The sequence below is a fragment of the Streptomyces sp. LMG1-1-1.1 genome, assembly GCF_040815545.1.
Lineage (GTDB): Bacteria > Actinomycetota > Actinomycetes > Streptomycetales > Streptomycetaceae > Streptomyces.
In genome coordinates this window covers 1-23,829 of the sequence record NZ_JBFPNH010000027.1, presented here as the reverse complement: position 1 = coordinate 23,829, position 23,829 = coordinate 1, and the positions used below count along the sequence as shown (strand labels likewise).

General features: G+C 71.3%; 24 protein-coding genes and 1 rRNA gene. 17 read left to right on the top strand and 8 right to left on the bottom strand.

Going from position 1 to position 23,829, the window contains the following annotated elements:
• The first annotated feature begins 1,235 nt into the window (after positions 1-1,235).
• From pstS to pstB, 4 genes are all read left to right on the top strand, one after another.
• Positions 1,236-2,378: a phosphate ABC transporter substrate-binding protein PstS gene (pstS, locus tag MRBLMG1_RS15850; RefSeq protein WP_367824650.1), complete on the top strand. Its 1,143-nt coding sequence runs from the start codon at positions 1,236-1,238 to the stop codon at positions 2,376-2,378.
• A gap of 130 nt (positions 2,379-2,508) precedes the next feature.
• Entirely contained in the window at positions 2,509-3,483 is a 975-nt protein-coding gene (gene pstC / locus MRBLMG1_RS15845) for a phosphate ABC transporter permease subunit PstC (protein WP_367824649.1), read from the top strand.
• The gene (pstA, locus tag MRBLMG1_RS15840) at positions 3,480-4,550 is read left to right on the top strand and encodes a phosphate ABC transporter permease PstA (RefSeq protein ID WP_367824648.1); all 1,071 of its coding nucleotides are present in this window, start codon (positions 3,480-3,482) and stop codon (positions 4,548-4,550) included. Before pstC ends, pstA begins: the two co-directional genes overlap by 4 nt.
• A 24-nt stretch (positions 4,551-4,574) precedes the next feature.
• Positions 4,575-5,351 (top strand): phosphate ABC transporter ATP-binding protein PstB, encoded by a 777-nt coding sequence (gene pstB / locus MRBLMG1_RS15835; RefSeq protein ID WP_367824647.1) that lies wholly within the window; start codon positions 4,575-4,577, stop codon positions 5,349-5,351.
• Positions 5,352-5,467: 116 nt separating this feature from the next.
• Here the strand turns inward: pstB and MRBLMG1_RS15830 are convergent, their stop codons facing one another.
• On the bottom strand, positions 5,468-6,466 hold the full coding sequence (locus MRBLMG1_RS15830; protein ID WP_367824646.1) for an inorganic phosphate transporter: 999 nt from the start codon (positions 6,464-6,466) through the stop codon (positions 5,468-5,470).
• Positions 6,467-6,471: 5 nt separating this feature from the next.
• Entirely contained in the window at positions 6,472-7,092 is a 621-nt protein-coding gene (locus MRBLMG1_RS15825) for a DUF47 domain-containing protein (protein WP_367824645.1), read from the bottom strand.
• A 192-nt stretch (positions 7,093-7,284) separates the two neighbouring features.
• Here MRBLMG1_RS15825 and MRBLMG1_RS15820 point away from each other — a divergent pair, with 192 nt between their 5' ends.
• Complete coding sequence (locus tag MRBLMG1_RS15820) at positions 7,285-7,638, top strand: metal-sensitive transcriptional regulator (RefSeq protein WP_367824644.1); 354 nt, start codon at positions 7,285-7,287, stop codon at positions 7,636-7,638.
• Positions 7,639-7,766: 128 nt separating this feature from the next.
• On the opposite strand, the gene MRBLMG1_RS15815 is transcribed toward MRBLMG1_RS15820, so the two are convergent.
• The gene (locus MRBLMG1_RS15815) at positions 7,767-7,955 is read right to left on the bottom strand and encodes a hypothetical protein (RefSeq protein ID WP_367824643.1); all 189 of its coding nucleotides are present in this window, start codon (positions 7,953-7,955) and stop codon (positions 7,767-7,769) included.
• Positions 7,956-8,078: 123 nt separating this feature from the next.
• The gene (locus MRBLMG1_RS15810) at positions 8,079-8,921 is read right to left on the bottom strand and encodes a hypothetical protein (RefSeq protein ID WP_367824642.1); all 843 of its coding nucleotides are present in this window, start codon (positions 8,919-8,921) and stop codon (positions 8,079-8,081) included.
• A gap of 130 nt (positions 8,922-9,051) precedes the next feature.
• On the opposite strand from MRBLMG1_RS15810, the gene MRBLMG1_RS15805 reads away from it, so the two are divergent.
• Complete coding sequence (locus MRBLMG1_RS15805) at positions 9,052-9,207, top strand: hypothetical protein (protein WP_367824641.1); 156 nt, start codon at positions 9,052-9,054, stop codon at positions 9,205-9,207.
• 53 nt (positions 9,208-9,260) lie between these two features.
• On the opposite strand, the gene MRBLMG1_RS15800 is transcribed toward MRBLMG1_RS15805, so the two are convergent.
• On the bottom strand, positions 9,261-9,986 hold the full coding sequence (locus MRBLMG1_RS15800; protein ID WP_367824640.1) for a phosphatase PAP2 family protein: 726 nt from the start codon (positions 9,984-9,986) through the stop codon (positions 9,261-9,263).
• Positions 9,987-10,219: 233 nt separating this feature from the next.
• Positions 10,220-11,221, bottom strand: a complete 1,002-nt coding sequence (locus tag MRBLMG1_RS15795; protein WP_414721588.1) for an NlpC/P60 family protein — start codon at positions 11,219-11,221, stop codon at positions 10,220-10,222.
• A 202-nt stretch (positions 11,222-11,423) separates the two neighbouring features.
• On the opposite strand from MRBLMG1_RS15795, the gene MRBLMG1_RS15790 reads away from it, so the two are divergent.
• From MRBLMG1_RS15790 to MRBLMG1_RS15760, 7 genes are all read left to right on the top strand, one after another.
• Positions 11,424-11,996, top strand: coding sequence for a TetR/AcrR family transcriptional regulator (locus MRBLMG1_RS15790; RefSeq protein ID WP_367824639.1), 573 nt, complete (start codon positions 11,424-11,426; stop codon positions 11,994-11,996).
• 259 nt (positions 11,997-12,255) lie between these two features.
• On the top strand, positions 12,256-12,564 hold the full coding sequence (locus tag MRBLMG1_RS15785) for a hypothetical protein (protein ID WP_024757447.1): 309 nt from the start codon (positions 12,256-12,258) through the stop codon (positions 12,562-12,564).
• 110 nt (positions 12,565-12,674) lie between these two features.
• Positions 12,675-13,511, top strand: a complete 837-nt coding sequence (locus MRBLMG1_RS15780) for a hypothetical protein (protein WP_367824638.1) — start codon at positions 12,675-12,677, stop codon at positions 13,509-13,511.
• Positions 13,501-14,814: a hypothetical protein gene (locus MRBLMG1_RS15775; protein ID WP_367824637.1), complete on the top strand. Its 1,314-nt coding sequence runs from the start codon at positions 13,501-13,503 to the stop codon at positions 14,812-14,814. The genes MRBLMG1_RS15780 and MRBLMG1_RS15775 overlap by 11 nt, the downstream gene beginning before the upstream one ends.
• The gene (locus MRBLMG1_RS15770) at positions 14,811-16,364 is read left to right on the top strand and encodes an SCO6880 family protein (protein WP_367824636.1); all 1,554 of its coding nucleotides are present in this window, start codon (positions 14,811-14,813) and stop codon (positions 16,362-16,364) included. Before MRBLMG1_RS15775 ends, MRBLMG1_RS15770 begins: the two co-directional genes overlap by 4 nt.
• A 20-nt stretch (positions 16,365-16,384) precedes the next feature.
• Positions 16,385-17,785 carry an ATP-binding protein gene (locus MRBLMG1_RS15765; RefSeq protein ID WP_367824635.1) on the top strand — a complete coding sequence of 467 codons (1,401 nt, stop codon included), beginning with the start codon at positions 16,385-16,387 and terminating at the stop codon, positions 17,783-17,785.
• Positions 17,786-19,408: a type VI secretion protein gene (locus MRBLMG1_RS15760; protein WP_367824634.1), complete on the top strand. Its 1,623-nt coding sequence runs from the start codon at positions 17,786-17,788 to the stop codon at positions 19,406-19,408. It begins immediately after the preceding gene.
• A gap of 34 nt (positions 19,409-19,442) precedes the next feature.
• Here the strand turns inward: MRBLMG1_RS15760 and MRBLMG1_RS15755 are convergent, their stop codons facing one another.
• The gene (locus MRBLMG1_RS15755) at positions 19,443-20,003 is read right to left on the bottom strand and encodes a GNAT family N-acetyltransferase (protein WP_367824633.1); all 561 of its coding nucleotides are present in this window, start codon (positions 20,001-20,003) and stop codon (positions 19,443-19,445) included.
• 144 nt (positions 20,004-20,147) lie between these two features.
• Here MRBLMG1_RS15755 and MRBLMG1_RS15750 point away from each other — a divergent pair, with 144 nt between their 5' ends.
• From MRBLMG1_RS15750 to MRBLMG1_RS15735, 4 genes are read left to right on the top strand one after another with little or no spacing between them, the layout of a single operon-like run.
• Positions 20,148-21,050 (top strand): ABC transporter ATP-binding protein, encoded by a 903-nt coding sequence (locus MRBLMG1_RS15750; RefSeq protein ID WP_367824632.1) that lies wholly within the window; start codon positions 20,148-20,150, stop codon positions 21,048-21,050.
• Positions 21,047-21,703, top strand: coding sequence for an ABC transporter permease (locus MRBLMG1_RS15745; protein WP_367824631.1), 657 nt, complete (start codon positions 21,047-21,049; stop codon positions 21,701-21,703). Before MRBLMG1_RS15750 ends, MRBLMG1_RS15745 begins: the two co-directional genes overlap by 4 nt.
• A gap of 13 nt (positions 21,704-21,716) precedes the next feature.
• A complete protein-coding gene (locus MRBLMG1_RS15740) occupies positions 21,717-22,958 on the top strand; it encodes a sensor histidine kinase (protein WP_367824630.1) in 1,242 nt (413 codons plus the stop codon).
• A complete protein-coding gene (locus MRBLMG1_RS15735; RefSeq protein WP_367824629.1) occupies positions 22,955-23,629 on the top strand; it encodes a response regulator in 675 nt (224 codons plus the stop codon). The genes MRBLMG1_RS15740 and MRBLMG1_RS15735 overlap by 4 nt, the downstream gene beginning before the upstream one ends.
• A 76-nt stretch (positions 23,630-23,705) precedes the next feature.
• Here MRBLMG1_RS15735 and rrf read toward each other — a convergent pair.
• Positions 23,706-23,822, bottom strand: a 5S ribosomal RNA gene (gene rrf, locus MRBLMG1_RS15730).
• Positions 23,823-23,829 lie beyond the last annotated feature (7 nt).

The following is a 23,829-nucleotide window of genomic DNA, read 5'->3' as shown; positions in this document are numbered from 1 at the left end:
CTCCCTCCCAGCGGCTGCCACCCGCATTGCGGGCTGCGCCCCCACAGAACCCGAGGCACGGACCCCTCCCTCCCAGCCGCCACCCGCGCGGTGCGAGCTGCGCCCACGGAACCGAGTTCCGGGCCCCTCCCTCCCGGCCGGCCACCTGGCTTGTGGGCTGCGCCCACGGGTGAGATGTCCGGGCCCCTCCCTCTCGGCCGCCACCTGGGTTATGAGCTGCGCCCCCACTGAACCCGAGGTCCGGGCCCCTCCCTCCCCGCCGCCACCCGCGCGTTGCGGGCTGCGCCCCACGGGACCGAGGTCCGGGCCCCTCCCTCCCCGCCGCCACCCGCGCGTTGCGGGCTGCGCCCCACGGGACCGAGGTCCGGGCCCCTCCCTCCCGGCCGCCACCCGCGCGTTGCGGGCTGCGCCCCACGGGACCGAGGTCCGGGCCCCTCCCTCCCGGCCGCCACCCGCGCGTTGCGGGCTGCGCCCCCATAGAACCCGGGGCACGGGCCGCCCCTCCCGCCTGCCACCCGCGTTGTGGGCAGCTGTTCCGCAGGGGCGGAACGGGTGGGCACAACCCACGACGGCGCCGCACCTTCGGCGCACCGTCCAGGCGCGGAAGCCTAGGCCCGGCAAGGGGCGCCGTCCCGTGTGCCCACCCGTCCCGCCCCAGCGGGACGATTGCCCACACGGCAGTGGGCGAGCGACGGGCGCCAGCCAGAGGGGCGCGGCCGCACGGCAAAGGGGCGACGGGCGCCAGCCCGTAGGCGTGGCCGCACGGCAAGGGGGCGACGGGCGGACACGGCGGTGGGCGGGCGACGGGCACCAGCCCGTAGGCGTGCCCGCACGACACGCGGGCCACGGGCGCCAGCCCGTAGGCGTGGCCGCACGGCGAGGGCGCGACGGGCGCCAGCCAGGAGGCGGGCCGCGCGGCAAGGGGTGACAGGCGCCGGCCAGGAGGCGTGGGTGTTCGAGAAGTGGGCAGCTGGCGGAGAGGGCGACGGGGCCACGGACCCGCACGAGTCGGAGCCGGAAGCCCGCCGCCCGCCCAAGGGCCCCGCACCCGGGCTTACGGCACGGTTCACTTCCCGTTCACTCTCCCCCGTCGACCGCTTCACCTGTTCTGCCTAATTTCGGCCTTACACGGTGCACGAAGCAGTACGCCGCACCAACCAACCGACACACGCCGCCGTAGAACGTTCAGGACACTCGGTCCGCGACAGGGCGGCTTCTGGAAGGAACACCCGAAAGTGAAGCTTTCGCGCAAGAACGGGCTTCGCGCCTCCGCGATCGGTGCCCTCGTCGTCTCCGGTGCGCTCGTCCTGTCGGCGTGTGGTTCGGACAACAACTCGGAGACGCCCACGAAGGACGGCGCCTCCAAGACCACCGCGGCCGCGTCGAACATCGCCTGTGACGGCGCCAAGGGCCAGCTCCTGGCCGCCGGCTCCAGCGCGCAGAAGAACGCCATGGACCTGTGGGTCAAGAACTTCCAGGCCGCGTGCTCCGGCGTCGAGGTCAACTACCAGGCGATCGGCTCCGGCGGCGGCATCACCAAGTTCAACCAGGGCCAGGTCACCTTCGCGGGTTCCGACTCCGCCCTGAAGGACGAAGAGGTCGCCGAGTCGCAGAAGATCTGCAAGGGCGGCAAGGGCATCAACCTTCCGATGGTCGGCGGCCCCATCGCCATCGGGTACAAGCTGGAAGGCGTGGACAACCTCGTCCTGGACGCCCCCACCCTCGCCAAGATCTTCGACACGAAGATCACCAAGTGGAACGACCCGGCGATCGCCAAGCTGAACCCGGGCGCGAAGCTCCCCGACACCACCATCCAGGCCTTCCACCGCTCGGACGAGTCGGGCACCACCCAGAACCTGGGCAAGTACCTGTCGGCCACCGCGAAGGCGGACTGGAAGTACGACCCGAAGACCAAGTCGTGGCCCGCCCCGGGTGGCCAGGCCGCCAACGGCTCCTCCGGTGTCGCCACCGCGGTCAAGGACGCCGAGGGCTCCATCGGCTACTTCGAGCTCTCGTACGCCACGGCCAACAAGATCTCCACGGTCAGCGTGAACACCGGCGCCTCCGCCCCGGTCGCCGCGACCACGGAGAACGCCTCCAAGGCCATCGCCGCCGCCAAGGTCAAGGGCACCGGCAGCGACCTGGCCCTCTCCCTCGACTACACGACCAAGGCCGAGGGCGCCTACCCGCTGACCCTGGTCACGTACGAGATCGCCTGCGACAAGGGCAACAAGCCGGAGACCCTGGCGACCCTGAAGGCGTTCCTCACCTACACGTCCGGCGAGGAGGGCCAGAAGGTCCTCTCCGAGGCCGGCTACGCCCCGCTCCCGGCCGAGATCGCGGCCAAGGTCCGCGCGATCGTCCCCACCCTGTCCTGACCCCCGGCCGGGTCCGGCCCCTCCTCCCGAAGGCTCGCGCCCGAAGGACCCGGGGGGCCGGCCCGGCATCCGGTGCACCGCCGCCAGGAGCCCGTACACGCCGTACGGGCGCCGCAGACCGGAGAAGCAGATGGCTACTTCCACACCAGACATACAGAGGAGCCGGCGCGCCAAGAGCGCGTCCCGCCCCGGGGACCGCATCTTCAGCGGTCTGTCCCGAGGCTCCGGCATCACCCTCCTCGTGATCATGGCCGCTATCGCGGTCTTCCTCACCTACCGCGCCGTCCTCGCCATCTCGAAGGACAGCACGAACTTCTTCACCACCTTCGAGTGGAACCCCGCCGCGAACCCGCCGGTCTTCGGCATCGCCGTCCTCGCGTTCGGCACGGTCGTCTCGTCGGTCATCGCGATGCTCATCGCCGTGCCCGTCGCGATCGGGATCGCCCTCTTCATCTCGCACTACGCCCCGCGCAAGCTGGCCAAGCCGCTCGCGTACGTCGTCGACCTGCTCGCCGCCGTGCCCAGCATCATCTACGGCCTGTGGGGCGCGATCTTCCTGGTCCCGTACCTGGCCGGCCTGAACGAGTGGCTCGACCAGTACATGGGCTGGACGTACATCTTCGACAAGTCCAGCGACGGCGTCGCCCGCAACCTCTTCACCGTGGGCATCCTGCTGGCGATCATGATCCTTCCGATCATCACCAACGTCACCCGTGAGGTCTTCCTCCAGGTCCCCCGGATGCACGAGGAAGCCGCCCTCGCCCTCGGCGCCACGCGCTGGGAGGTCATCCGCATGTCGGTGCTGCCCTTCGGCCGCTCCGGCATCATCTCCGCCTCCATGCTGGGCCTCGGCCGCGCGCTCGGCGAGACCATGGCCGTCGCCGTGGTCCTCTCCCCCAGCTTCCTCATCTCGGGCCACCTGCTCGACCCGGGCGGCGGCACGTTCGCGCAGAACATCGCCGCCAAGTTCAACGAGGCCAACGAGTTCGGCCGGGACGCGCTGATCGCCTCCGGTCTCGTCCTCTTCGCCATCACCCTGCTGGTCAACGGCGCCGCCCGCTGGATCATCGGCCGCCGCAAGGAGTACTCGGGGGCCGCGGCATGAGCCACGCCATACAGGAACGTCCGGTCCAGGCCGCCCCGCGGCGGCCTCTCTCCCACGCCCGGCTCCCCCGCTGGACCCCGGCCGCCATCGCCGCCGGCTCGATCGCCGGAGGCATCGGCATCGGCCTCGGCGCGGGCTGGCACAGCAAGGTCCAGTGGGGCCTGATCGCCGCGCTGCTCTTCGTCGTCGTCACCTTCGCCGTGACCACCAAGGTCGAGGGCAGCCGCCAGGCCAAGGACCGCGTCGCCACCAGCCTCATCTGGGTCTCGTTCGTCCTCGCCGTCATCCCGCTGCTCTCCCTCGCGTGGGTCACGATCAGCAAGGGCATGGACGTCCTCGACGGCTACTTCCTGACGCACTCGATGAACGGCGTCCTCGACGCCGAGGCCGGCGGCGGCGTCTACCACGCGCTGCTCGGCACCATCGAGCAGGTCGGCATCGCGACCCTGATCGCCGCGCCGATCGGCCTGCTGACCGCGGTCTACCTCGTCGAGTACGGGGGCGGGAAGCTCGCCCACGCCGTCACCTTCTTCGTCGACGTCATGACGGGCATCCCGTCGATCGTCGCCGGCCTCTTCGTCCTCGCCACCTGGAACCTGATGCTGGGCTTCGGCCCCTCCGGTTTCGCCGGCGCGATGGCCCTCGCCATCCTGATGATGCCGGTCGTGGTCCGCTCCACCGAGGAGATGCTCAAGCTCGTCCCGAACGAGCTCCGCGAGGCCTCCCTCGCCCTCGGCATCCCCAAGTGGCGCACGATCCTGAAGGTGGTCCTGCCCACCGCGATCGGCGGCATCACCACGGGCGTCATGCTCGCGGTCGCCCGCATCACCGGTGAGACGGCCCCGGTCCTGCTCCTCGTGTTCGGTACGAAGCTCATCAACCCGAACCCCTTCGAAGGCGCGCAGTCCTCCCTGCCGCTCTACGTCTACGAGCAGTTCGCGGTCGGCACCGACGCCGCGATGGCCCGTGCGTGGGGTGCCGCGCTCGTCCTGATCGCCTTCGTCATGATCCTCAACCTGGTGGCCCGCGGCATCGCCCGCTGGAAGGCCCCGAAGACCGGCCGCTGACCGCGGCAATAGGAAGTGATTCACATGGCCAAGCGCATCGACGTCAGCGGCCTCTCCGCCTACTACGGCGCCCACAAGGCGATCGACGACATCTCGATGACCGTCGAGCCCCGCTCCGTGACGGCCTTCATCGGCCCGTCCGGCTGCGGCAAGTCCACCTTCCTGCGCACCCTGAACCGCATGCACGAGGTCACCCCCGGTGGCCGCGTCGAGGGCAAGGTGATGCTGGACGACGAGAACCTGTACGGGACGAACGTCGACCCGGTCGCCGTCCGCCGCACGGTCGGCATGGTCTTCCAGCGCCCCAACCCCTTTCCCACCATGTCGATCTTCGACAACGTGGCGGCGGGCCTGCGGCTCAACGGCAGCTACCGGAAGTCCCAGCTGAACGACATCGTCGAGCGGTCCCTCAAGGGCGCCAACCTCTGGAACGAGGTCAAGGACCGCCTGAACAAGCCGGGCTCCGGCCTCTCCGGCGGTCAGCAGCAGCGTCTGTGCATCGCCCGCGCCATCGCGGTAGAGCCGGACGTCCTGCTCATGGACGAGCCCTGCTCCGCGCTCGACCCGATCTCCACCCTCGCCATCGAGGACCTGATCGGCGAGCTGAAGGAGCGCTTCACGATCGTCATCGTGACGCACAACATGCAGCAGGCCGCCCGCGTCTCGGACCGCACCGCCTTCTTCAACCTGGCGGCGGTCGGCCAGCCCGGCAAGCTGATCGAGCTGGACGACACCGAGCGCATCTTCTCCAACCCGAGCGTCCAGGCGACCGAGGACTACATCTCCGGCCGCTTCGGATAAACACGTCTGCGGTGCTGCATGGCGGTGCCACCGCATGACGAAGGGCCCGGCTCCCCCACAAGGGAAGCCGGGCCCGACCATTTCCGACGACCTGCCGTCACGCGTACGGCCTGCCGTCAGCCGAAGAGCAACTGCACCACGTAGTAGCTCGCCGCGGCGACCAGCGCCGCCGCCGGCATGGTGATGAACCAGCCGAGGATGATGTTCTTGGCGACGCCCCAGCGCACCGCGTTCACGCGCTTCGTGGCGCCGACGCCCATGATCGCGGAGGTGATGACATGGGTCGTCGAGATCGGCGCGTGGAAGAGGAACGCCGAGCCGAACATGATCGACGCGCCGGTGGTCTCCGCCGCGAAACCCTGCGGCGGGTCCAGCTCGATGATCTTGCGGCCGAGCGTCCGCATGATGCGCCAGCCACCCGCGTACGTACCGAGCGAGAGCATCACGGCACAGGCGATCTTCACCCACACCGGGATGTCGTCGCCGGACTGCTGCACGTCGGCGATGACCAGGGCCATCACCACGATGCCCATGGTCTTCTGCGCGTCCTGCAGACCGTGGCCGAGGGCCATGCCGGCCGCCGACACCGTCTGCGCGATGCGGAAACCGCGCTTGGCCTTGTGCGGGTTGGCCTTGCGGAACATCCACAGGATCACGCACATGACCAGGTAACCGACCACGAGGCCGACGACCGGCGAGATGAACATCGGGATGACGACCTTGTCGAGCACCCCGCCCCAGATGACCTCCGTGCCGCCGGCGAGCGCCGCGCCCACCATGCCGCCGAACAGCGCGTGGGAGGAGGAGGACGGCAGGCCGAAGTACCAGGTGACCAGGTTCCAGATGATCGCGCCGACCAGCGCGGCGAAGAGGATGCCCATCCCCTTGTCGCCGTGCGGCGTCTCGATCAGGCCCTCGCTGACGGTCTTGGCGACCCCGCTGCCCAGGAAGGCACCGGCGAGGTTCATGACCGCCGCCATCGCGAGCGCGGCCCGGGGGGTCAGCGCCCGGGTCGACACCGAGGTGGCGATGGCGTTGGCGGAGTCGTGGAAGCCGTTCGTATACGTGAAACCGAGCGCGACACCGATGGTCACGATCAGAGCGAAGGTGTCCACGAAGCTCAGGACTCCTTGACCGCGATGGTCTCCACCGTGTTGGCCACGTGCTCGAACGCGTCGGCCGCCTCTTCCAGCACGTCGACGACCTGCTTCAGCTTCAGCACCTCGATGGCGTCGTACTTGCCGTTGAAGAGCTGGGCGAGCAGCTTGCGGTGGATCTGGTCGGCCTGGTTCTCCAGCCGGTTGACCTCGATCCAGTACTCCGTGAGGTTGGCCATCGTCCGCAGGTTCGGCATGGCCTCGGCGGTCAGCTCGGCCGCGCGGGAAAGCACCTCGATCTGCTGCTCGACACCCTTGGGGAGCTCTTCGATGTTGTAGAGGACGACCAGGTCGACGGCCTCTTCCATGAAGTCCATGATGTCGTCGAGGGACGACGCGAGGGAGTAGATGTCCTCACGGTCGAACGGCGTGATGAAAGAGGAGTTCAGCTGGTGGAAGATCGCGTGGGTGGCGTCGTCGCCGGCGTGCTCCGCTGCCCGCATCCGCTCCGCGATCTCGGCCCGGGCGGAAGGTTCCGCTCCGAGCAGTTCCATCAGGAGCTTGGAGCCCGTGACGATGTTGTCCGCGGATGCGGCGAACATGTCGTAGAAGCTCGTCTCCCTGGGGGTCAGACGAAATCGCACGTGAGGTCCTCGGGGTGCTGGGTTCGGTCAGGCTGATGCTAGGCGCATCATCCGGCCACGGCTAACCGGCGTCCTCTCAGTGTCGCCCATCAGGCACAGTGAACCGCACGTGCCCCCGCCCGGAACGGCGGGGATCGGTACCATATACCCACGAGGGGTATACACCCCCTTTCTGGACAACGGGAGGACGCGATGACGACCACCGAGACGGACCAGGTCACCCCCGACACCGTCGAGACGGTCGAACCGGCCGACCACGGGCACGGCGTGCACGGTTACCACAAGCAGAAGGACGAGCACCTCAAGCGGCTCCGCCGGATCGAGGGCCAGATCCGAGGCCTCCAGCGGATGGTCGACGAGGACGTCTACTGCATCGACATACTCACGCAGGTGTCGGCGTCGACGAAGGCGCTGCAGTCCTTCGCGCTCCAGCTTCTCGAGGAGCACCTGCGGCACTGCGTCGCGGACGCGGCGGCCACCGGCTCGGGCATCGACGAGAAGGTCGAGGAGGCCACGAAGGCCATCGCCCGCATGCTGCGCACCTGACCCGGCCGGCCCGGGGCCCTGCTCCCCGAGCACCGCGGGGCCGTGCCCCGGGGGAGTCCCGCACGGCCCGGCCGCCGGATTCCCCCTGTACGGCCCGGCCGTCGGATCCCCCGCGTACGGCCCGACTGTCACAGGTCCCGCACGGCCCGCTCGGCCGCCACGCGCAGGACCTCGTCGATCCGGTCGGCGCTGAGCCGCTCCCCGTCGGCGGTGGCCGAGGCCGCGATGATCAGGTCGCCGCACAGTTCGATCTCGGCAAGGGCGACGCAGTCCGGGTCTGCGGGCACGGTTGCTGTACCGGGCGGGGCCACGCGCATCCACCTCTTCCTGCCGGCGTCGGTCTCCCAGCGGTCTCCCAGCGTAGGGACGGGGCCACGCACCGCGCATGACACGTCCGGACCATTTGCCGATGGTCCGCACCATCAACCGGCCAGGTCAGGTCAGGCCTCGATCTTCCCGGCGTAGATGTGCCGCCGGTCCGGCAGCGTCACCTCGACGGGCGCCCCGAACCCGTACAGCAGCGTCGTCGACGCGACGGCGACCGTACGGCCCTGGTTGCTGAAGCTGAACTGGTGGCGCACCTTCCGCAGCCGCCCCTCCCGGTCCAGGTAGGCGTCGAACGGCACCGTGTCCTTGGCGAACCCTTTCGCCGCCGCGGCGAGCGCCCCGCGCAGCTGCGGCGAGGCCGCCCGGGCCGCGTGCGCGATGTCGGCGACGCCCCGATAGTGGCCGACTTTCACCCCCGCCAGTTCCACCTCGCCGAGGTACGTGACCTCCAGGGCGCCCCGCAGCAGCTCGGCCGCCGCGCCGGGGTCGGTGGCGCCGCCCGTGACGAGGTTCCCGTCGTCGAGGGTGGTGGTGTCGACACGGACCCACTTGTCGGCGGGCACCCCGGCGCCCCGGTTCTTCATGTAGAGCGCGCCGGGGGTGAGGAGCTCGGTGATCGGCCGGTGCTCGCTCGCGCCGGCCGCGTCCTTCGGCAGCACCACCTGGAGCCGGCCGGTGCGGCGCCGGAAGTCGTAGCCGCCCTCGCCCCGGATGGTGACCCGGGTGCCGCCGGCCGCCATCTCCATCGAGGTGGTCGCCTTCGAGGTGCCGGCCCGCACCAGCCCGTCGGCCGCGCCCCGCACGGCGAGGACGGGGTCGCCCACGGGCTTCGGGTCCTCGGGGGCCGTACACCCGGAGACCGCCGCGGCTCCGGTGAGGGAGCCGACCAGGACGGCGGTGACGGCGAACGCCCCGCTCCTCCGGCCCCGCGGACGTCCGTACGGCTGCACCACCATGTCCTGCCAACCCCCAACGCCGCACCGCTGTTTGCCCGGGACCGCCCACCCCCGGCCCCGCGGGCCCGAGGGACACCCGATCCCCCTAACGACGGTCGGGGCGTGCCGTCACGCGCAGTACGGTGGTGGTGTGCACGCGCAAGCCTCGGCCCACACCACCACGACGACGGAGCGCGGCTCGTTCGCGCTGGCACGGTGCAGTTGCGGCTGGACGGGCCCGGCCCGCAGATCCCGGGACCGCGCCCGCACGGACGCCACCGAGCACTCCCGTACGAACCAGGACTAGCGGGTCCCCTGAGCCCGGCCCGGGCGCTCCCGGGGCGGGCTCTCGCGGGTGGCTCAGGCCGCGAGGTCGTTCCGGCCGGTGCCGCCGGCGGCCTGTCCGCCGAGCCGCGTCTCGGGGATGCCGAACGTCTCGGGGTGGCGCGCCCCGCCGGCCCGCCGGGAGCGGACGAGCCGGGTGCCGGTGGCGGAGCGGGCGACGGCGGAGACGACCGGGGTCAGCAGGGCCAGCGCCGGCGGGGCGAGGAGCAGTGCCACCGCCGTGCCGAGGGCGAAGCCGCCGATGACGTCGGTCGGGTAGTGGACGCCCATGTAGACGCGGGCGAAGCCCTCGCCGAGGGCGAGGGCGATGGCGGCGAGGCCGAAGCCCCGGTGGGCGACGAAGAGGCCGACGCCGAGGGCCATCGCCAGGGTGGCGTGGTCGCTGACGAACGAGAAGTCGGTCTTCCCGTCCACCAGGACCTCCAGGCCCTGATGGTCCTTGAAGGGTCTCGGTCGCTCGACGAAGCCGCGGATGGGGATGTTGACGAGGAGGGCGACGCCGGCGGCCAGGGGGGCCCAGACCAGCGCGGTGACGGCCGTGACGGAGTCGGTGTGGGAGCCGCGTCGGCGGACGCTCCACCAGCACCACAGCACGACGAGGACCATCGCGAGCACGATCCCGTACTCGCCGACGAATTCCATGACGCGGTCGAACCACGGCGGAGCGGCCTTGGCCAGTCCGTTGATGTCGTAGAGCAGGCTGACATCGGGGTTCGAACCGTCCGATGCGAGTACAGCCATCTGCTGAGGCCCCTTGCTCTCGTGTCTGTCGTCCAACCCCCGTGGTCAGAGTGGTCGGATCGGGGAACGAACCGCCTGAGGCGTACGTTCCGCTCGCTCCGGTGGATCATGAGGACGTTACCTAAGAGAGACGGTTCTCCGCAGCTCAGGGCCAGTGCATGACGGAGAGTTCCGGCCATGCCCCATACGCCCCGAACGGGCCGGGAAGCCGCCCGACGACCCCTCTGGCCCCGTTACGTCTGCGGGAGATGGGTCGGCAGCGCCGCCGCACCCTCCGCGGTGACCCGGGTGGCGCCGAAGTAGTCCGGGGTGTCGACCCGGTCGAAGCGGATCACCGCCCCGGTGCGCGGCGCGTCGATCATGTACCCGCCGCCGACGTAGATGCCGACGTGCCGGATGGCCCGCGAGTTGGTCAGGTCGTCCGAGAAGAAGACCAGGTCCCCCGGGAGCAACTCCTCCCGCGAGGGGTGCGGACCGGCGTTGTACTGGTCGTTGGCGACGCGCGGCAGCCGGATCCCGACGCTCTCGTACGCGGCCTGGGTGAGCCCGGAGCAGTCGAACCGCCCGTTCTGCGCGGCCGTGCCCGTACCGCCCCACAGGTACGGCGTGCCGAGCTTCCCCTGCGCGTAGTGGATCGCCCCCGCGGCCAGCCGGGACGGATCGACCCGCCCGACGGGCCGGGCGAAGCTCTTCTCCAGGGACCGGATGATGCGCACGTAGTTCTGGGTCTCGCTGATCGGCGGCACCCCGCCGTGCTTGATGACCCGGTACGCGCCCGCGTTGTACGCCGCCAGCATGTTGTTCGCCGGATCCCCCGGCACGTCCTTCACGTAGCCGGCGAGCTCGCAGTCGTACGAGGCCGCCGAGGGGATCGCGTCCTTCGGATCCCAGATGTCCCGGTCCCCGTCCCCGTCGCCGTCGACGCCGTGGCCGGCCCAGGTGCCCGGGATGAACTGCGCGATGCCCCGGGCGTCGGCGGGGGACACGGCCCGCGGGTTCCAGCCGCTCTCCTGGTAGAGCTGCGCGGCGAGCAGAGCCGGGTTGATGGCCGGGCAGAGATTGCCCCAGCGCTGCACCAGCCCCTGGTAGAGCGCGGGCACGGACCCCTTCGCCAGGGCCACGGTGCCGTTCGCCGCGGTGCCCGCCCCGCCGGCGATGCCGGCCGCCGCCGAGTACGTACCGACGACGAGCAGTGCGAGGAAACCGAGGCAGACGCCGAGGCTCCCGCCGGCCACCAGCCACGCCTTGCCAGCCCTACGCACCGTCAACCACCCCTCGGTTCATGGCAGTACGCCCCGGAGGCCAGTCTAGGCGGCGAGGGCCTTCCTGGGGACGTTGCGCGACAGCCCGGTCACGCGCCGAACGCGTTCGACCGACGCCGGCCACCGGAACGAACGCTCTACCCGCCCCGCCGCGACACGACCTACCCTCGCCCCCATGCAGACCAGCAGCACCCGCGACCGCATCGTCGTCGCCGCCGCACGCCTGATCCGGCGTCAGGGCTACACCGGCACCGGCGTCAAGCAGATCGCGAACGAGGCGGACGCCACCCTCGGCTCCGTCTACCACTTCTTCCCCGGCGGCAAGGAAGCCGTCGCCGTCGCGGCCCTCGAACACGGCCGGGAAGCCTTCGCCGACCTCCTGCGCTCGGCCCTCGACGGCGAGCACGACCCGGCCGCCGCCGTCGACGCCTGCGCCCGCCTGCTGGCCCGCGAACTCCGCGCCTCCGACTGGACCGACGGCTGCCCCGTCACCGCCGCCGCCCTGGAGACCCTCGGCTCCGTCAACCCCATCCAGCGGGCCTGCGCCGACGCCCTCTACTCGTGGCGCAACCTGATCGCCGACAAACTCCTCGACTGCGGACTCCCCGACCCCGAGGCCCGCGACCTCGCCGCCACCGTCGTCCACACCCTCGAAGGCGCCCAGGCCACCGCCCAGGCCACCCGCACCGAGGAACCCCTGCTCCTGGCGGGCCGTCACCTGTCCCGGCTGGTCGCCTCGTACGCCTGACGCCGCCCCAAGAGTGCAACAACGACAATCATTGCCCGGAGTCACCCTCCGTGATACACAGAGTGACCATACGCTTCTTCGCATGAGAAACCGGCCACACCACCGCAGGTCAAGGCGGTCAGACCGGTCAAGTGTGCGGGGATCGGGTAAAGAGAGCCGTCAAGCCGTCACACGTGAGCGGTTTCATCAGCGAAGATAGGGCGATGACCCATGCCGTCCGGCAGGGGCAGATAACTACCCAACATGGGCGGTGAGTTACATGTACCTGGCGGCCGAAAAGGGCGACATCACCACCATCATCGGTGGAATCGCCCCGAACTGGGGACCTTTCGGGAGCCTGGGCAACGAAGCCAAGGTGATGATCGAGGTCGTGATGGCCGTTGCCATCCTGCTCTGCCTCGGCATCGCCATCTGGGGAGCGGCCAAGCAGCGCATCGGCGCGACCGCACTCCGCGACACGTTCAGCGCGGAACAGGGCAAGGGCCTCATCGTCGCCGGCCTCACCGGCGTCTTCATCATCGGATCACTCGGCACGCTGTTCACCATCGTGTACGGGATGGCCGTCTGATCTCCCGTCGGACCCATCTCCATCCGAGGCCATCTGATGCCGCCTTCCCCGATGCCCAGTCATGTTGCAGCACTGCCGTACCCGCGAACGAGTGAGGGGGCGTACCCGGCATGAGTCCCGGTGACGAGCACGACAGCTTCGGCGGCGTGGGCGGCTCGGGCCAGACCCGGACCCGCCTGCCCGAAGGCAACAGCGGCGACGTCTACGGCGGCGCCCGCCGCCCCGTCCGCAGCTCCCGCTCCCTCATCACGGTCGTGGGCGTGGTGGTCGTCCTCGTCGCCGCCATCGCCTTCGCCAACCGCGGCGACGGCGCCCCCGCCGACGCCGCCGGCCCCCGCTCCCACGCCCCCGCCGACACCGCCCCCACCTCCGCCACCGGCACCCGCCCCGTCACCGGCACAACCGGCCCCATCCCCACCGGCTACGCCCACGACGACCAGGGCGCCCAAAGCGCGGCCACGAACTACGCGGTGGCACTGGGGTCGGCGGAGATGTTCCAGGACGGCCCGCGCGAGGACATCGTGCGTGCCATCCACGACCCCGCCGTCGTCGACGACCTGCTGAAGCGCCTCGACACCTCCTACTCGTCCGGCCTCATGACCGGCAGCGGACTCGACGAGAACGGCACCGCCCCCTCCGGCATGACCTTCGTGTCCCGCACCATCCCGGTCGGCGCCAAGGTCCTCGACTACACGGAGACCGCCGCGACGGTCGAGGTCTGGTGCCTCGGACTGGGCGGCCTGGCCGGCGCGGGCTCGACCAAGCCCGTCACCTCCTCCTGGTTCACCATCACGGAAAAGCTCAAGTGGGTCGGGGGAGACTGGCGCGTGGAGTCCACGAGTCAGCACGAGGGCCCCACGCCGGTCAACGGTGACAACCGGGCCTCGACCGCCGACGAGATCGCCAAGGCAGTCGAGGGATACGGAGGGTTCACCTATGCCCGCTAGCCGAAGTCTGGCAGCGCGCGTGTCGACCGCGGCCATCGCCGCCTTCCTCGGTGCGCCCCTCCTGCTCGCCCCGAGCGCCCAGGCGGCCCCCACGCCCACCCCGTCCCCGAGCACCAGTGCGGGCAACCCGGACTGCGCCCTCCTGACGGGACAGGCCAGGGAACTCTGCGAGATGAGCCAGTCCGGCGGTGGAACCGGCTCGTCCCCCGTGACCGACCCCACCACCGCGGTCGACCCGCTGTCCTCGCTCGCCCGCGGCTGCGCCGAGGCGGCCGTCGCCACCATCGACTTCCTCTCGAAGGCGGTGAAAGACACCGCCGACGTCGACTTCACCAACATGCAGTTCCTCGGCCGCTACGCCATCGTCTTCGCCGCCGCGACCTTCCTCACGCTGCTCCTGTGGCTGCTCGCCGTGGCGAAGCGGGCCGTGCGGGGCGTGCCGCTGACCGTCGCGCTGTCGGAGGCGATCGGGTTCCTGTGGCTGACGGTCCTCGCCTCGGCGTTCACCCCGCTGATCCTGTACACGGTGGTGAACGCCACCGACGCGGTCACGGAGGTCATCGCGTCCGGCACGGGCCAGCAGACCGACGTGTTCTTCGGCAGCTTCAAGCAGGCCCTGCAGAAGGGCGACAGCATCGGTGGCGGCCCCATCATGCTGATCATCGTGTCGCTGGTGACCGTCCTCGCCGCCGGCGTGCTGTACCTGGAGCTGTTCCTCCGCGCCGTGATGCTGTACGTCGGCGCGCTCCTCGGCGTCGTCGTGTACTCGGGCCTCGTCGACAAGAACATGTGGGGCCACGTCCGCCGCTGGGCGGGCATCATGATCGCGGTGATCCTGGTCAAGCCGATCATCGTGATCGTCCTCGGCCTGGCCGGGGCGCTCTCCTCCGGCACGGGCCCGGACTCGTTCTCCGCCGTCGTCTCCGGCCTGGCGATCATCCTGCTCGCCATCTTCGCCTCCGCGATGATCTACCGCTTCGTCCCCGGCTTCGGCGACGAGATCGCCGCCTCCCGCAACAACCGCCTCCACCGCGCGGGCGAGAACGCGGCCGCCGCCGTCATCTCCTCCCCCGCCTCCCTCGTCTCCCAGGGCATCAAGACGCACAGCACCCGCGACAGCGGCGGCGGCCAGGGCGGCGGCCAGCCGGCCCGCCCCGCGAACCCGGTGTCGGGCGGCATGGCCGCCCACAGCAGCCGCGGCGGGAGCGGCGGCGCGACACCACCGCCGGCGCCCCGTAGCAGCAGTCCCACCGCGGGTACCCCGCACAGCAACCGCAAGAACTCTGGAGGTGCAGGGCGTTGACGACCCAGTCCCAGCCGGTCGCGCCCCGCCGCACGTATCTCATCGGCCGTGCCCGGCCGAACGCGATCGTCGGCAAGAACCGCGAGACCGGCGAGATCGCCCTGATCATCGTCGGCGCCTTCCTCGGCATGATGAGCGGACTCCTCGTCCCCCTCCTCCCCCTGCGCATCGCGCTGCTCGCCGGCCTGCCGATGATCGCGATCGCCGCCGTGTACCTCCCGTACAAGCACCGCACGTTCTACAAGTGGTTCGAGATCAACCGCAGTTACAAGCGGATGCTGAAGCGCGGCACGGCCTACCGTTCCGTCGTCGTCGAGGCCGGCACCCGCCTGGACGGCCGCGAGGTCGAGGTCGGCCCACCGCCCGGCATCGGCCGGGTCGGCTGGCTCGCGGCCCCCTTCGGCCCGGACGAGATCGCCGTCCTGCTGCACGCCGACCGCCGTACGGTCACCGCCGCCATCGAGATCGAGGGCCCGGGCGTCGGCCTGCGCGACAGCGAGGACCAGGAGGCCCTGGTCGACCGGTTCGGCACCCTCCTGAAGCACGTGGCCAACGGCGACGGCTTCGTGACCCGGCTCCAGATGCTCGCCCGCACCCTTCCCGCCGACCCCGACGCGCACGCCAAGGACGTCGCCCAGCGCGGCGACCCGCACGCGCCCGCGTGGCTCATGGAGTCGTACGACCAGCTCCAGTCGATGGTCTCCACCTCCAGCGAGCAGCACCGCGCCTACCTCGTCGCCTGCATGCACTACACGCGCGAACTCGCCGCCGAGGCCAACGCCATGGCCCGCGCCGCCCGGCACGCCTCCGGCGCCCGCAAGCTGGACCGCGACGCCGGCCTCGCCGTCGTCATGGCCCGCGAGCTCACCGACATCTGCGCCCGCCTCGCCGAGGCCGACATCCGCGTGCGCCAGCCCCTCGGCCAGTCCCGGCTGGCGTCCCTGGTGCACTCCATGTACGACCCGGACCACCCGATCGACCACATCCAGGCCATGACGAAGCGAAACACGTGGCCGGCCGAACTCGACGCGATGGAACCGACGTACCTCCAGGCCAAGACCCGCGAGTCCTCCACCCGCGCCCCCTGGTGCCACGCCACGGCCTGGGTGAAGGAGTGGCCGATGACCCCGGTCGGCGTCAACTTCCTCGCCCCGCTCCTCGTCCACACCCCGGACGTCATCCGCACGGTCGCCGTGACCATGGACCTGGAGCCCACCGAGGTCGCCATCGAGCGCATGCTCACCGAGAAGACGAACGACGAGGCGGACGCCAGCCGCGCCGCCAAGATGAACCGCACGGTCGACCCGCGCGACATCGCCGCCCACGGCCGACTCGACCAGCGGGGTGAAGATCTCGCCAGCGGCGCTGCGGGAGTGAACCTGGTCGGGTACATCACGGTGTCGTCGCGTTCGCCCGAGGCCCTCGCCCGGGACAAGCGCACGATCAGGGCCTCCGCCGGCAAGTCGTATCTGAAGCTGGAGTGGTGCGACCGCGAGCACCACCGGGCCTTTGTGAACACCTTGCCGTTCGCGACCGGCATCCGCCGCTAAGGCCGAAGGGGCACAGACCGATGCGAGATCCGCTGTCCGTCCTCACCGACGCCTTCACCTCCTTCGTCTTCGGGAAGGTGGAGACGACCCGCCTGCCCGTCCGCACGTCCACCGGGCAGGCCCAGGCCGTCTACCTGCCGACGGCCGCCCCCGGCCTCGGCGACTCCGGCGTCATCATCGGCCGCGAGGTCTACAGCGGGAAGGGCTACATCTACGACCCGTTCCAGCTGTACGGGCAGCAGCTCCCGGCCCCGCACTGGCTGGTCCTCGGCGAGTCCGGCAACGGCAAGTCGGCGCTGGAGAAGACGTACGTGCTCCGCCAGCTCCGCTTCAGGGACCGGCAGGTCGTCGTGCTCGACGCCCAGGGCGAGGACGGCGTCGGCGAATGGAACCTCATCGCGCAGGAGCTGGGAATAACTCCCATCCGGCTCGACCCGATGGTCGCCAACGACTCCGGCATCCGCCTCAACCCCCTCGACCCGTCCATCACCACGACCGGCCAGCTCGCCCTGCTCCGGACGATCATCGAGGTGGCGATGGGCCACGGCCTCGACGAGCGCTCCGGCTTCGCGCTCAAGGTCGCCCACGCCTACGTCACCGAGCACAAGAACGACCGGCAGCCGATCCTCACCGACATCGTCGAGCAGCTCCGCCACCCCAAGGCCGAATCGGCCGAGGCGATGAACGTCGACATAGACGACGTACGGGCCTGGGGCCTGGACGTCGCCCTCGTCCTCGACCGCCTCGTCGACGGCGACCTCCGCGGCATGTTCGACGGGCCGACGACCGTCGGCATCGACCTCGACGCGCCGCTGATCGTCTTCGACCTGTCCCACATCGACCGCAACTCCATCGCCATGCCGATCCTCATGGCGATCGTCGGCGTCTGGCTGGAGCACACCTGGATCCGGCCCGACCGGAAGAAGCGCATCTTCCTCGTCGAGGAGGCCTGGCACATCATCAACAGCCCCTTCGTGGCCCAGCTGTTCCAGCGCCTCCTGAAGTTCGGCCGCCGTCTCGGCCTGTCCTTCGTCGCCGTCGTCCACCACCTCTCCGACGTCGTCGACGGAGCGGCGGCCAAGGAGGCGGCGGCGATCCTCAAGATGGCCTCCACCCGGACCATCTACGCCCAGAAGGCCGACGAGGCACGCAACACCGGCCGGGTCCTCGGCCTGCCCCGCTGGGCGGTCGAGATCATCCCGACCCTCACCCCCGGCATCGCCGTCTGGGACGTCAACGGCAACGTGCAGGTGGTCAAACACCTCATCACCGAGCGGGAACGGCCGCTCGTCTACACCGACCGCGCCATGACGGAGGCCTCGGACCCGGTCGCCGATCCGGAACTGGAGTGGGAGACGGAGCAGCGCGCCATCCTCGTCGAGCAGCAGATGAACGGCTCCTCGCAGTCGACGGTGGCGTAGATGGACACGGCGCGGAAGGGCGGAGGAGTCTCCGACGGGCTGTTGCTCAGCCTCTTCGGTCTCCTCCTCTGCCTCACCGTCCTGGTGTGGACGGCGACCGGCCTCTCCGGCCTCTTCGCCCACGGCGCCTGGCCTCAGGGGGTCGCCTTCACCGGCACCCCCTCGGCCCTCCGCTCCCTCGCCACCGCACCCACCGACCTCCCCGCGGCCTGGCCCACCACCCCACCGGGCCAGCTCTCGGGATACGGCCTGTTCTGGGGCCTCCTCATCGGCGAGGCCATGATCCTCATGGTCCTCGCCGTCTTCGCGCTCGGCACCCTCACCCGTTGGCGCGCCGTCCGCGCCCACCGCAAGGCGGGCACGTACGACCGCCCCGCCCCCGCCCCCCGCAAGCCCGCCCGGGACTCCGCGGCTCCCGTACGAGAGCCGGGTCGGCCCGTACGAGAGCCGGCGGAGCCCGTACGAGAGCCCGCGCACCCCTCTCGCGAGGCGGCCCCGGAGCCCGTACAGCCCCCGGCCCCGCGCCGCCCGGCCGAGGAGACCCCCCAGGAGCGGGAGCCCTACCCGGCACCGCTCCCGACCCCGCCCCAGGCGCAGGCGCAGTCACAGGCACAGCCCCCAAGCCCCATCCCGGCTCCCATGGCTCCGACGCCTCCCACGGCCCCCACCGCCCCCACCTCCCTCACCGCCCCCGCGGGAACCCCCCGTACCGTCTACGGCCCCCCGGAAGCCCGCCGTCCCGCCGCCGTCCAGGCCATCAGGGACGCCGAGGGCCCGGTGCTCGTCGTCACGTCGGATCCCGAGGTCTGGTCGGCGACGAAGGACGCGCGCGGGAAGCTCGGGCCGGTGCTCGTGCACGACACCGGCCATGTGTGCGACACGCCGGCGAGGCTCCACTGGTCGCCGTCCGAGCGGTGCGAGGACCCGGCGGTCGCCCAGGAACGGGCCGTCGCCCTGCTGGCGCCCGTACGCCCGCACTCCCGCCTGGACGCGGCCACCGCCGACACCGCGGAAACGCTCCTGCGGTGCTGGCTGCACGCCGCGGCCGTCGACGGACGCCCGTTCCGGCAGGTCCTGCGCTGGGCCCAGGGAGCCGGCGCCCACGAGCCGGTACGGATCCTCCGCAGCCACCCCAAGGCCGCGTCCGGCCACGCGGGCCTGCTGGAGTCGGCGCTCACCGCCCACCCCGAAAGCCGACGCCTGGCGCAGGAACTGACGGCCCGTGCGCTGGCCGCGCTGTCCGCGGTCCACATCCGGGAGGCCTGCACCCCGAATCGAACGGATTCGCTGGCGCTCGCATCTTTCATCGCCGAAGGGGGCACCCTCTACGTGGTGGGAGAGGCGATCGAGGACCCCCGCACCCACCCCGGCGCGATGCCGCTCCTCACGGCGCTCGCCGCAAGCGTGGTCGAGCACGGCCGCCGCATGGCCGCACGGTCATCCGACGGTCGGCTCGACCCACCAATGACGCTCGTCCTCGACGACGTCGCCGCCGTGGCCCCGCTCCCCCGCCTCCCGGAGCTCATCGCCACCGGCCACACCCAGGGCCTCCCGACCCTGGCCCTGATGCGCTCCCCCGAACAGGCCAGGTCCCGCTGGCCGGAGGACTCGCTCAGCCGCTGAGGCCGACCAGTCCCCATGCCCGGCCGTTGCGGACCTACTCCGCCGGCCGCAGCAGCTCGTACTCCCGCTCCTGCGCGTCCTCCTGGCCGTGCAGGGCGACGCGGACACCGGTGTCCGCGTACCCGAGCCGCCGGTACGCAGCCTGGGCCCGGACGTTCTCCCCGTGGACGTACAGCCGCACCCGCCCGGTCCGCTGCTCCAGCGACCACGACCACTCGGCCGCCGCCGCGAACAGCGCGTCGATCACCCCGGAGCCCCGCGCCTCGTCCCGTACGAACACGCCGACGACATGGGTCTGCTCGACCTCCGGGACGTCACCGAAGTACGTCTCCTTGCCGGCCCGCTCCACGAGCACCGACACCGTGCCCAGCCACCGCCCGTCCGGCGCCTCCGCGACGAACTGGCGCACGTCACCGGGCCCTTCCTCCGACGCGCCCTCCGTCCGCTCCTGCCAGAAGGAGTCGGGCCGCGCGACGGCGTCCTCGTGCGTGTCGAGGAACGCGAGGTGTGCGACCGGGTCCCGCAGCGCCGTCAGCCGCAGCTCCCGGACCTTCTCCCACTCGTCGGAACGGATCGCACGTATCGAAAAGTCCATGCCGAGCATCCTTGCCTGTCCCCCCTCCCCCGACAAGGAAATTACTGGTCAGGGCCCCGCGTCGTACCCCGGTACCACGCCGCCGCCCCGGCTCCCGCCCCCGGTCGGACGAACGCCGCCCACCCGCTCCCTACCGTCGGAAGCATGATCCGAGCAGAGAACCTCACGAAGCGGTACGGGGACACCACCGTCGTCCGGGACCTCAGCTTCACGGTCCACCCCGGCACCGTCACCGGCTTCCTCGGCCCCAACGGAGCCGGCAAGTCGACCACCCTCCGCATGCTCCTCGGCCTCGCCGCCCCGACGCGCGGCCACGCCACCGTCGACGGCCGCCCCTACGCCGACCACCCGGCCCCCCTCACCCGGGTCGGCGCCCTCCTCGAAGCCCACTCCCCGCACCCCGGCCGCTCCGCGTACCACCACCTCATGGCTCTCGCCCACACCCACGGCATCCCCCGCGCGCGCGTGGAGCGGGTTCTCGCCCTCACCGGCCTCACCCAGGTCGCGCGCACCCGCGTCAAGGGCTTCTCCCTCGGCATGGGCCAGCGCCTCGGCATCGCCGCCGCGCTCCTCGGCGACCCGGCCACCGTCGTCCTCGACGAACCGGTCAACGGCCTCGACCCCGAGGGCGTGCTGTGGATCCGCACCCTCCTCAAGTCCCTTGCCTCCGAAGGCCGTACCGTCCTCGTCTCCTCCCACCTCATGAGCGAGATGGCCCTCACCGCCGACCACCTGATCGTCATCGGCAAGGGCCGGCTCCTCGCCGACACCACGGTCGACGAGCTCGTACGGTCCTCGGGCGGCGCCTCCGTCAAGGTCGTCACCCCCGAACCGGACCGGCTGCGAAGCCTGTTCCCCGGCGCCCGGATCACCTCGGAGGACCCCGACACCCTCCTCGTCACCGGCCCCGACGCCCCGGAGATCGGCCGCACGGCCGCCGCCCACGGCCTCCCCCTCCACGAACTCACCCCCCAGGCCGCCTCCCTGGAGCAGGCGTTCATGGCCCTCACCCACGACTCCGTCGAATACCAGGGAGCCCTCGCATGACCACCCCCGCCGACCCCTACGGCCTCACCGCGACCCGCGTCCTCCGCGCGGAGTGGCACAAGCTGTGGACCGTCCGCTCCACCTGGATCACCGTCCTGACCGCCGCCGCCCTCCTCCTCGTCACCGCCGGCGAGTACGCCACGGGCCTGATCCGCGCCACCCTGACGGCCGTCCCCCGCCGCCTCCCCGTCCTGTGGGCGAAGGCCGCCGTCTACACCACCGTCGTGTTCACGGTCTCCCTCCTGACCGCCCTGCTGACCTTCCTCACCGCCCAGGTCTTCCTCTCCGACACCGACCAGGCCGCCTCACTCACCGACGACGGCGTCCTCGCCGCCCTCGCGGGCAACGCCGCCGGCGTCACCCTCCTCGGCCTCGTCGCCCTCGGCCTCGGCGCCGGCCTCCGCTCCGTCCCCGGCGCCATCGGCGCGTTCGTCGGCGGCGTCCTGATCGTGCCCGAGATCCTCGGGATGCTCCCGTACGAGGCGATGGACACCGCCGTCCGGTACTTCCCCACCCAGGCGGCCGGCGCCCTCGGCTCCGCGACCCCGATGCCCGGCGCGGCCGCCCCCGGCGCCGCCCTCCTCGCCCTGCTCCTGTGGGCCGCCGCCGCACTCGCCGTGCCCGCGCTGTTGCTCAAGCGCCGCGACGTATGAGGATGATGACCAGGTGATCACGGAGGACACACCGCAGCCCGCCGGCGCGACGGGCCCGAGCAGGCACGCCCAGCGCCTGTTCGCCCGGACCCGGGCCTTCGACGCCCGGCACCCCTGGCTCTGGGACGCGACGCTCACCGCCGTGTGGACGGTGGCCGCGCTCGTCGACGCCGCCGGCGGCTGGCGCACCACCGCACGCGACCCGAGCGTCCCGGTCTGGCTCGTCGTCACCCTGAGCCTGGCCCTCTCCGTACCGCTCTACTGGCGCCGGCGCCACCCCACGGCCGTCCTCGCCGTGATGGCCTGCGCGGCACTCGTCAGCGACGCCTCCGGGGCCTTCCTCCAGGCCTCGTACCTCCAGACGCTCCCGCTGTTCCACATCGCGCTGAGCCGCCCGCCCCGCGCCCTCCTCTGGTCCGTCGCCCTGATCCTGCCCCCGCTCGTCACGGGCGCCGTCCGCTTCCCCTCCGAGCCCTGGGACCAGCGCGTCGTGCCCACCCTGTGGACGTACGCGCTGGTCGCCCTCCTCGGCATCGCGGTCCGCTCCCGCAAGGACTACACCGCCGGCCTCGTCGACCGCGCCCGCCGGCTGGAGATCGAACGCGACCAGGAGGTCCGTCTCGCCGCCGCCGCGGAACGCACCCGCATCGCCCGCGAGATGCACGACATCATCGGCCACAACCTCTCGGTCATCACCGGCCTCGCGGACGGCGGCCGCTACGCCGCGGCGAAGAACCCCGAACGCGCCGCCCAGGCCCTCGAAGGCATCGGCACCACCAGCCGCGAGGCCCTCGCCGAACTCCGCCGCCTCCTCGGCGTCCTCCGCGACGACGAGCAGGAAGCGGTCCGCGCGCCCCAGCCCACCCTCGCCGACCTCGACACCCTGATCACCGGCGTACGCAAGGCGGGCCTCCCGGTCCTCCTCGACCTCCCCGACGCACCACCCGCCCGACCACTCTCCCCCGGCGCCCAACTGACGGTCTACCGGGTCGTCCAGGAAGCCCTCACCAACACCCTCAAACACGCCGGCACGGGCGCGAAGGCCACGGTGACCCTCACGTACACCCCCGAGGAAGTACGGGCCGACGTCACCGACACCGGAACGGCCACCGCGCCCGTGCCCGGCCAGGGCCAGGGCCTCACCGGAATGCGCGAGCGCGCGGCCCTCTACGACGGCACACTCGTCAGCGGCCCCCTGCCCGAAGGCGGTTGGGCCGTCCGGCTCCGACTCCCCCAGAAGGACTCCCCCTCGTGACGACCGTTCTCATCGCGGACGACCAGCCGATGCAGCGCTTCGGCTTCCGCATGCTCCTGGAGAGCCAGGACGACATGACCGTCGTCGGCGAGGCCTCGAACGGCACCGAAGCCGTCCGCCTGGTCGACCGCCACCACCCCGACGTCGTCCTGATGGACATCCGCATGCCCGGCCTCGACGGCATCGAGGCCACCCGCCGCATCATCACCACGGGCGCCCGCACCCGCATCCTGATCGTCACCACCTTCGACCTCGACGAGTACGCGTACGACGGCCTCCGCGCCGGCGCCAGCGGCTTCCTGGTCAAGGACGCCCAGCCCGAGGAGCTCCTCGCGGGCATCCGCGCGGTCGCGGCCGGCGACGCCGTCGTCGCCCCGAGCCTCACCCGCCGCCTCCTCGACGCCTACATCCACCACCTCCCGCCGTCCCCCACGGCGGCCGACACTCCCCGCCCCGAGGACCCCCGCCTCGCCACCCTCACCGACCGCGAACGTGAGATCCTCACCGTCATCGGCCAGGGCTGGAGCAACACCGAGATCGCCGAGCGCCTCCACCTCGCCGAATCCACCGTCAAAACCCACGTCGGCCGCATCCTCGCCAAAACCGGCACCCGCGACCGCGTCCAAGCGGTGATCCTCGCCTACGACACCCAACTCGTCTCACCGGCCTGAAAGGCCCCGGGCCGTTCCGGCCCGTAAACGCAGAAAAGCCCCGCACCATAAGGTGCGGGGCTTTCCCACAATGATTGTTCGGCGGCGTCCTACTCTCCCACAGGGTCCCCCCTGCAGTACCATCGGCGCTGAAAGGCTTAGCTTCCGGGTTCGGAATGTAACCGGGCGTTTCCCTAACGCTATGACCACCGAAACTCTAT

What these genes read in the sequence shown, in the direction of transcription:
- pstC (WP_367824649.1), top strand. Translation starts at nt 2,509, where the DNA reads ATGGCTACTTCCACACCAGACATACAGAGGAGCCGGCGCGCCAAGAGC.
- pstA (WP_367824648.1), top strand. Translation starts at nt 3,480, where the DNA reads ATGAGCCACGCCATACAGGAACGTCCGGTCCAGGCCGCCCCGCGGCGG.
- pstB (WP_367824647.1), top strand. Translation starts at nt 4,575, where the DNA reads ATGGCCAAGCGCATCGACGTCAGCGGCCTCTCCGCCTACTACGGCGCC.
- MRBLMG1_RS15820 (WP_367824644.1), top strand. Translation starts at nt 7,285, where the DNA reads ATGACGACCACCGAGACGGACCAGGTCACCCCCGACACCGTCGAGACG.
- MRBLMG1_RS15815 (WP_367824643.1), bottom strand. Translation starts at nt 7,955, where the DNA reads ATGCGCGTGGCCCCGCCCGGTACAGCAACCGTGCCCGCAGACCCGGAC.
- MRBLMG1_RS15810 (WP_367824642.1), bottom strand. Translation starts at nt 8,921, where the DNA reads ATGGTGGTGCAGCCGTACGGACGTCCGCGGGGCCGGAGGAGCGGGGCG.
- MRBLMG1_RS15800 (WP_367824640.1), bottom strand. Translation starts at nt 9,986, where the DNA reads ATGGCTGTACTCGCATCGGACGGTTCGAACCCCGATGTCAGCCTGCTC.
- MRBLMG1_RS15790 (WP_367824639.1), top strand. Translation starts at nt 11,424, where the DNA reads ATGCAGACCAGCAGCACCCGCGACCGCATCGTCGTCGCCGCCGCACGC.
- MRBLMG1_RS15785 (WP_024757447.1), top strand. Translation starts at nt 12,256, where the DNA reads ATGTACCTGGCGGCCGAAAAGGGCGACATCACCACCATCATCGGTGGA.
- MRBLMG1_RS15780 (WP_367824638.1), top strand. Translation starts at nt 12,675, where the DNA reads ATGAGTCCCGGTGACGAGCACGACAGCTTCGGCGGCGTGGGCGGCTCG.
- MRBLMG1_RS15775 (WP_367824637.1), top strand. Translation starts at nt 13,501, where the DNA reads ATGCCCGCTAGCCGAAGTCTGGCAGCGCGCGTGTCGACCGCGGCCATC.
- MRBLMG1_RS15765 (WP_367824635.1), top strand. Translation starts at nt 16,385, where the DNA reads ATGCGAGATCCGCTGTCCGTCCTCACCGACGCCTTCACCTCCTTCGTC.
- MRBLMG1_RS15760 (WP_367824634.1), top strand. Translation starts at nt 17,786, where the DNA reads ATGGACACGGCGCGGAAGGGCGGAGGAGTCTCCGACGGGCTGTTGCTC.
- MRBLMG1_RS15755 (WP_367824633.1), bottom strand. Translation starts at nt 20,003, where the DNA reads ATGGACTTTTCGATACGTGCGATCCGTTCCGACGAGTGGGAGAAGGTC.
- MRBLMG1_RS15750 (WP_367824632.1), top strand. Translation starts at nt 20,148, where the DNA reads ATGATCCGAGCAGAGAACCTCACGAAGCGGTACGGGGACACCACCGTC.
- MRBLMG1_RS15745 (WP_367824631.1), top strand. Translation starts at nt 21,047, where the DNA reads ATGACCACCCCCGCCGACCCCTACGGCCTCACCGCGACCCGCGTCCTC.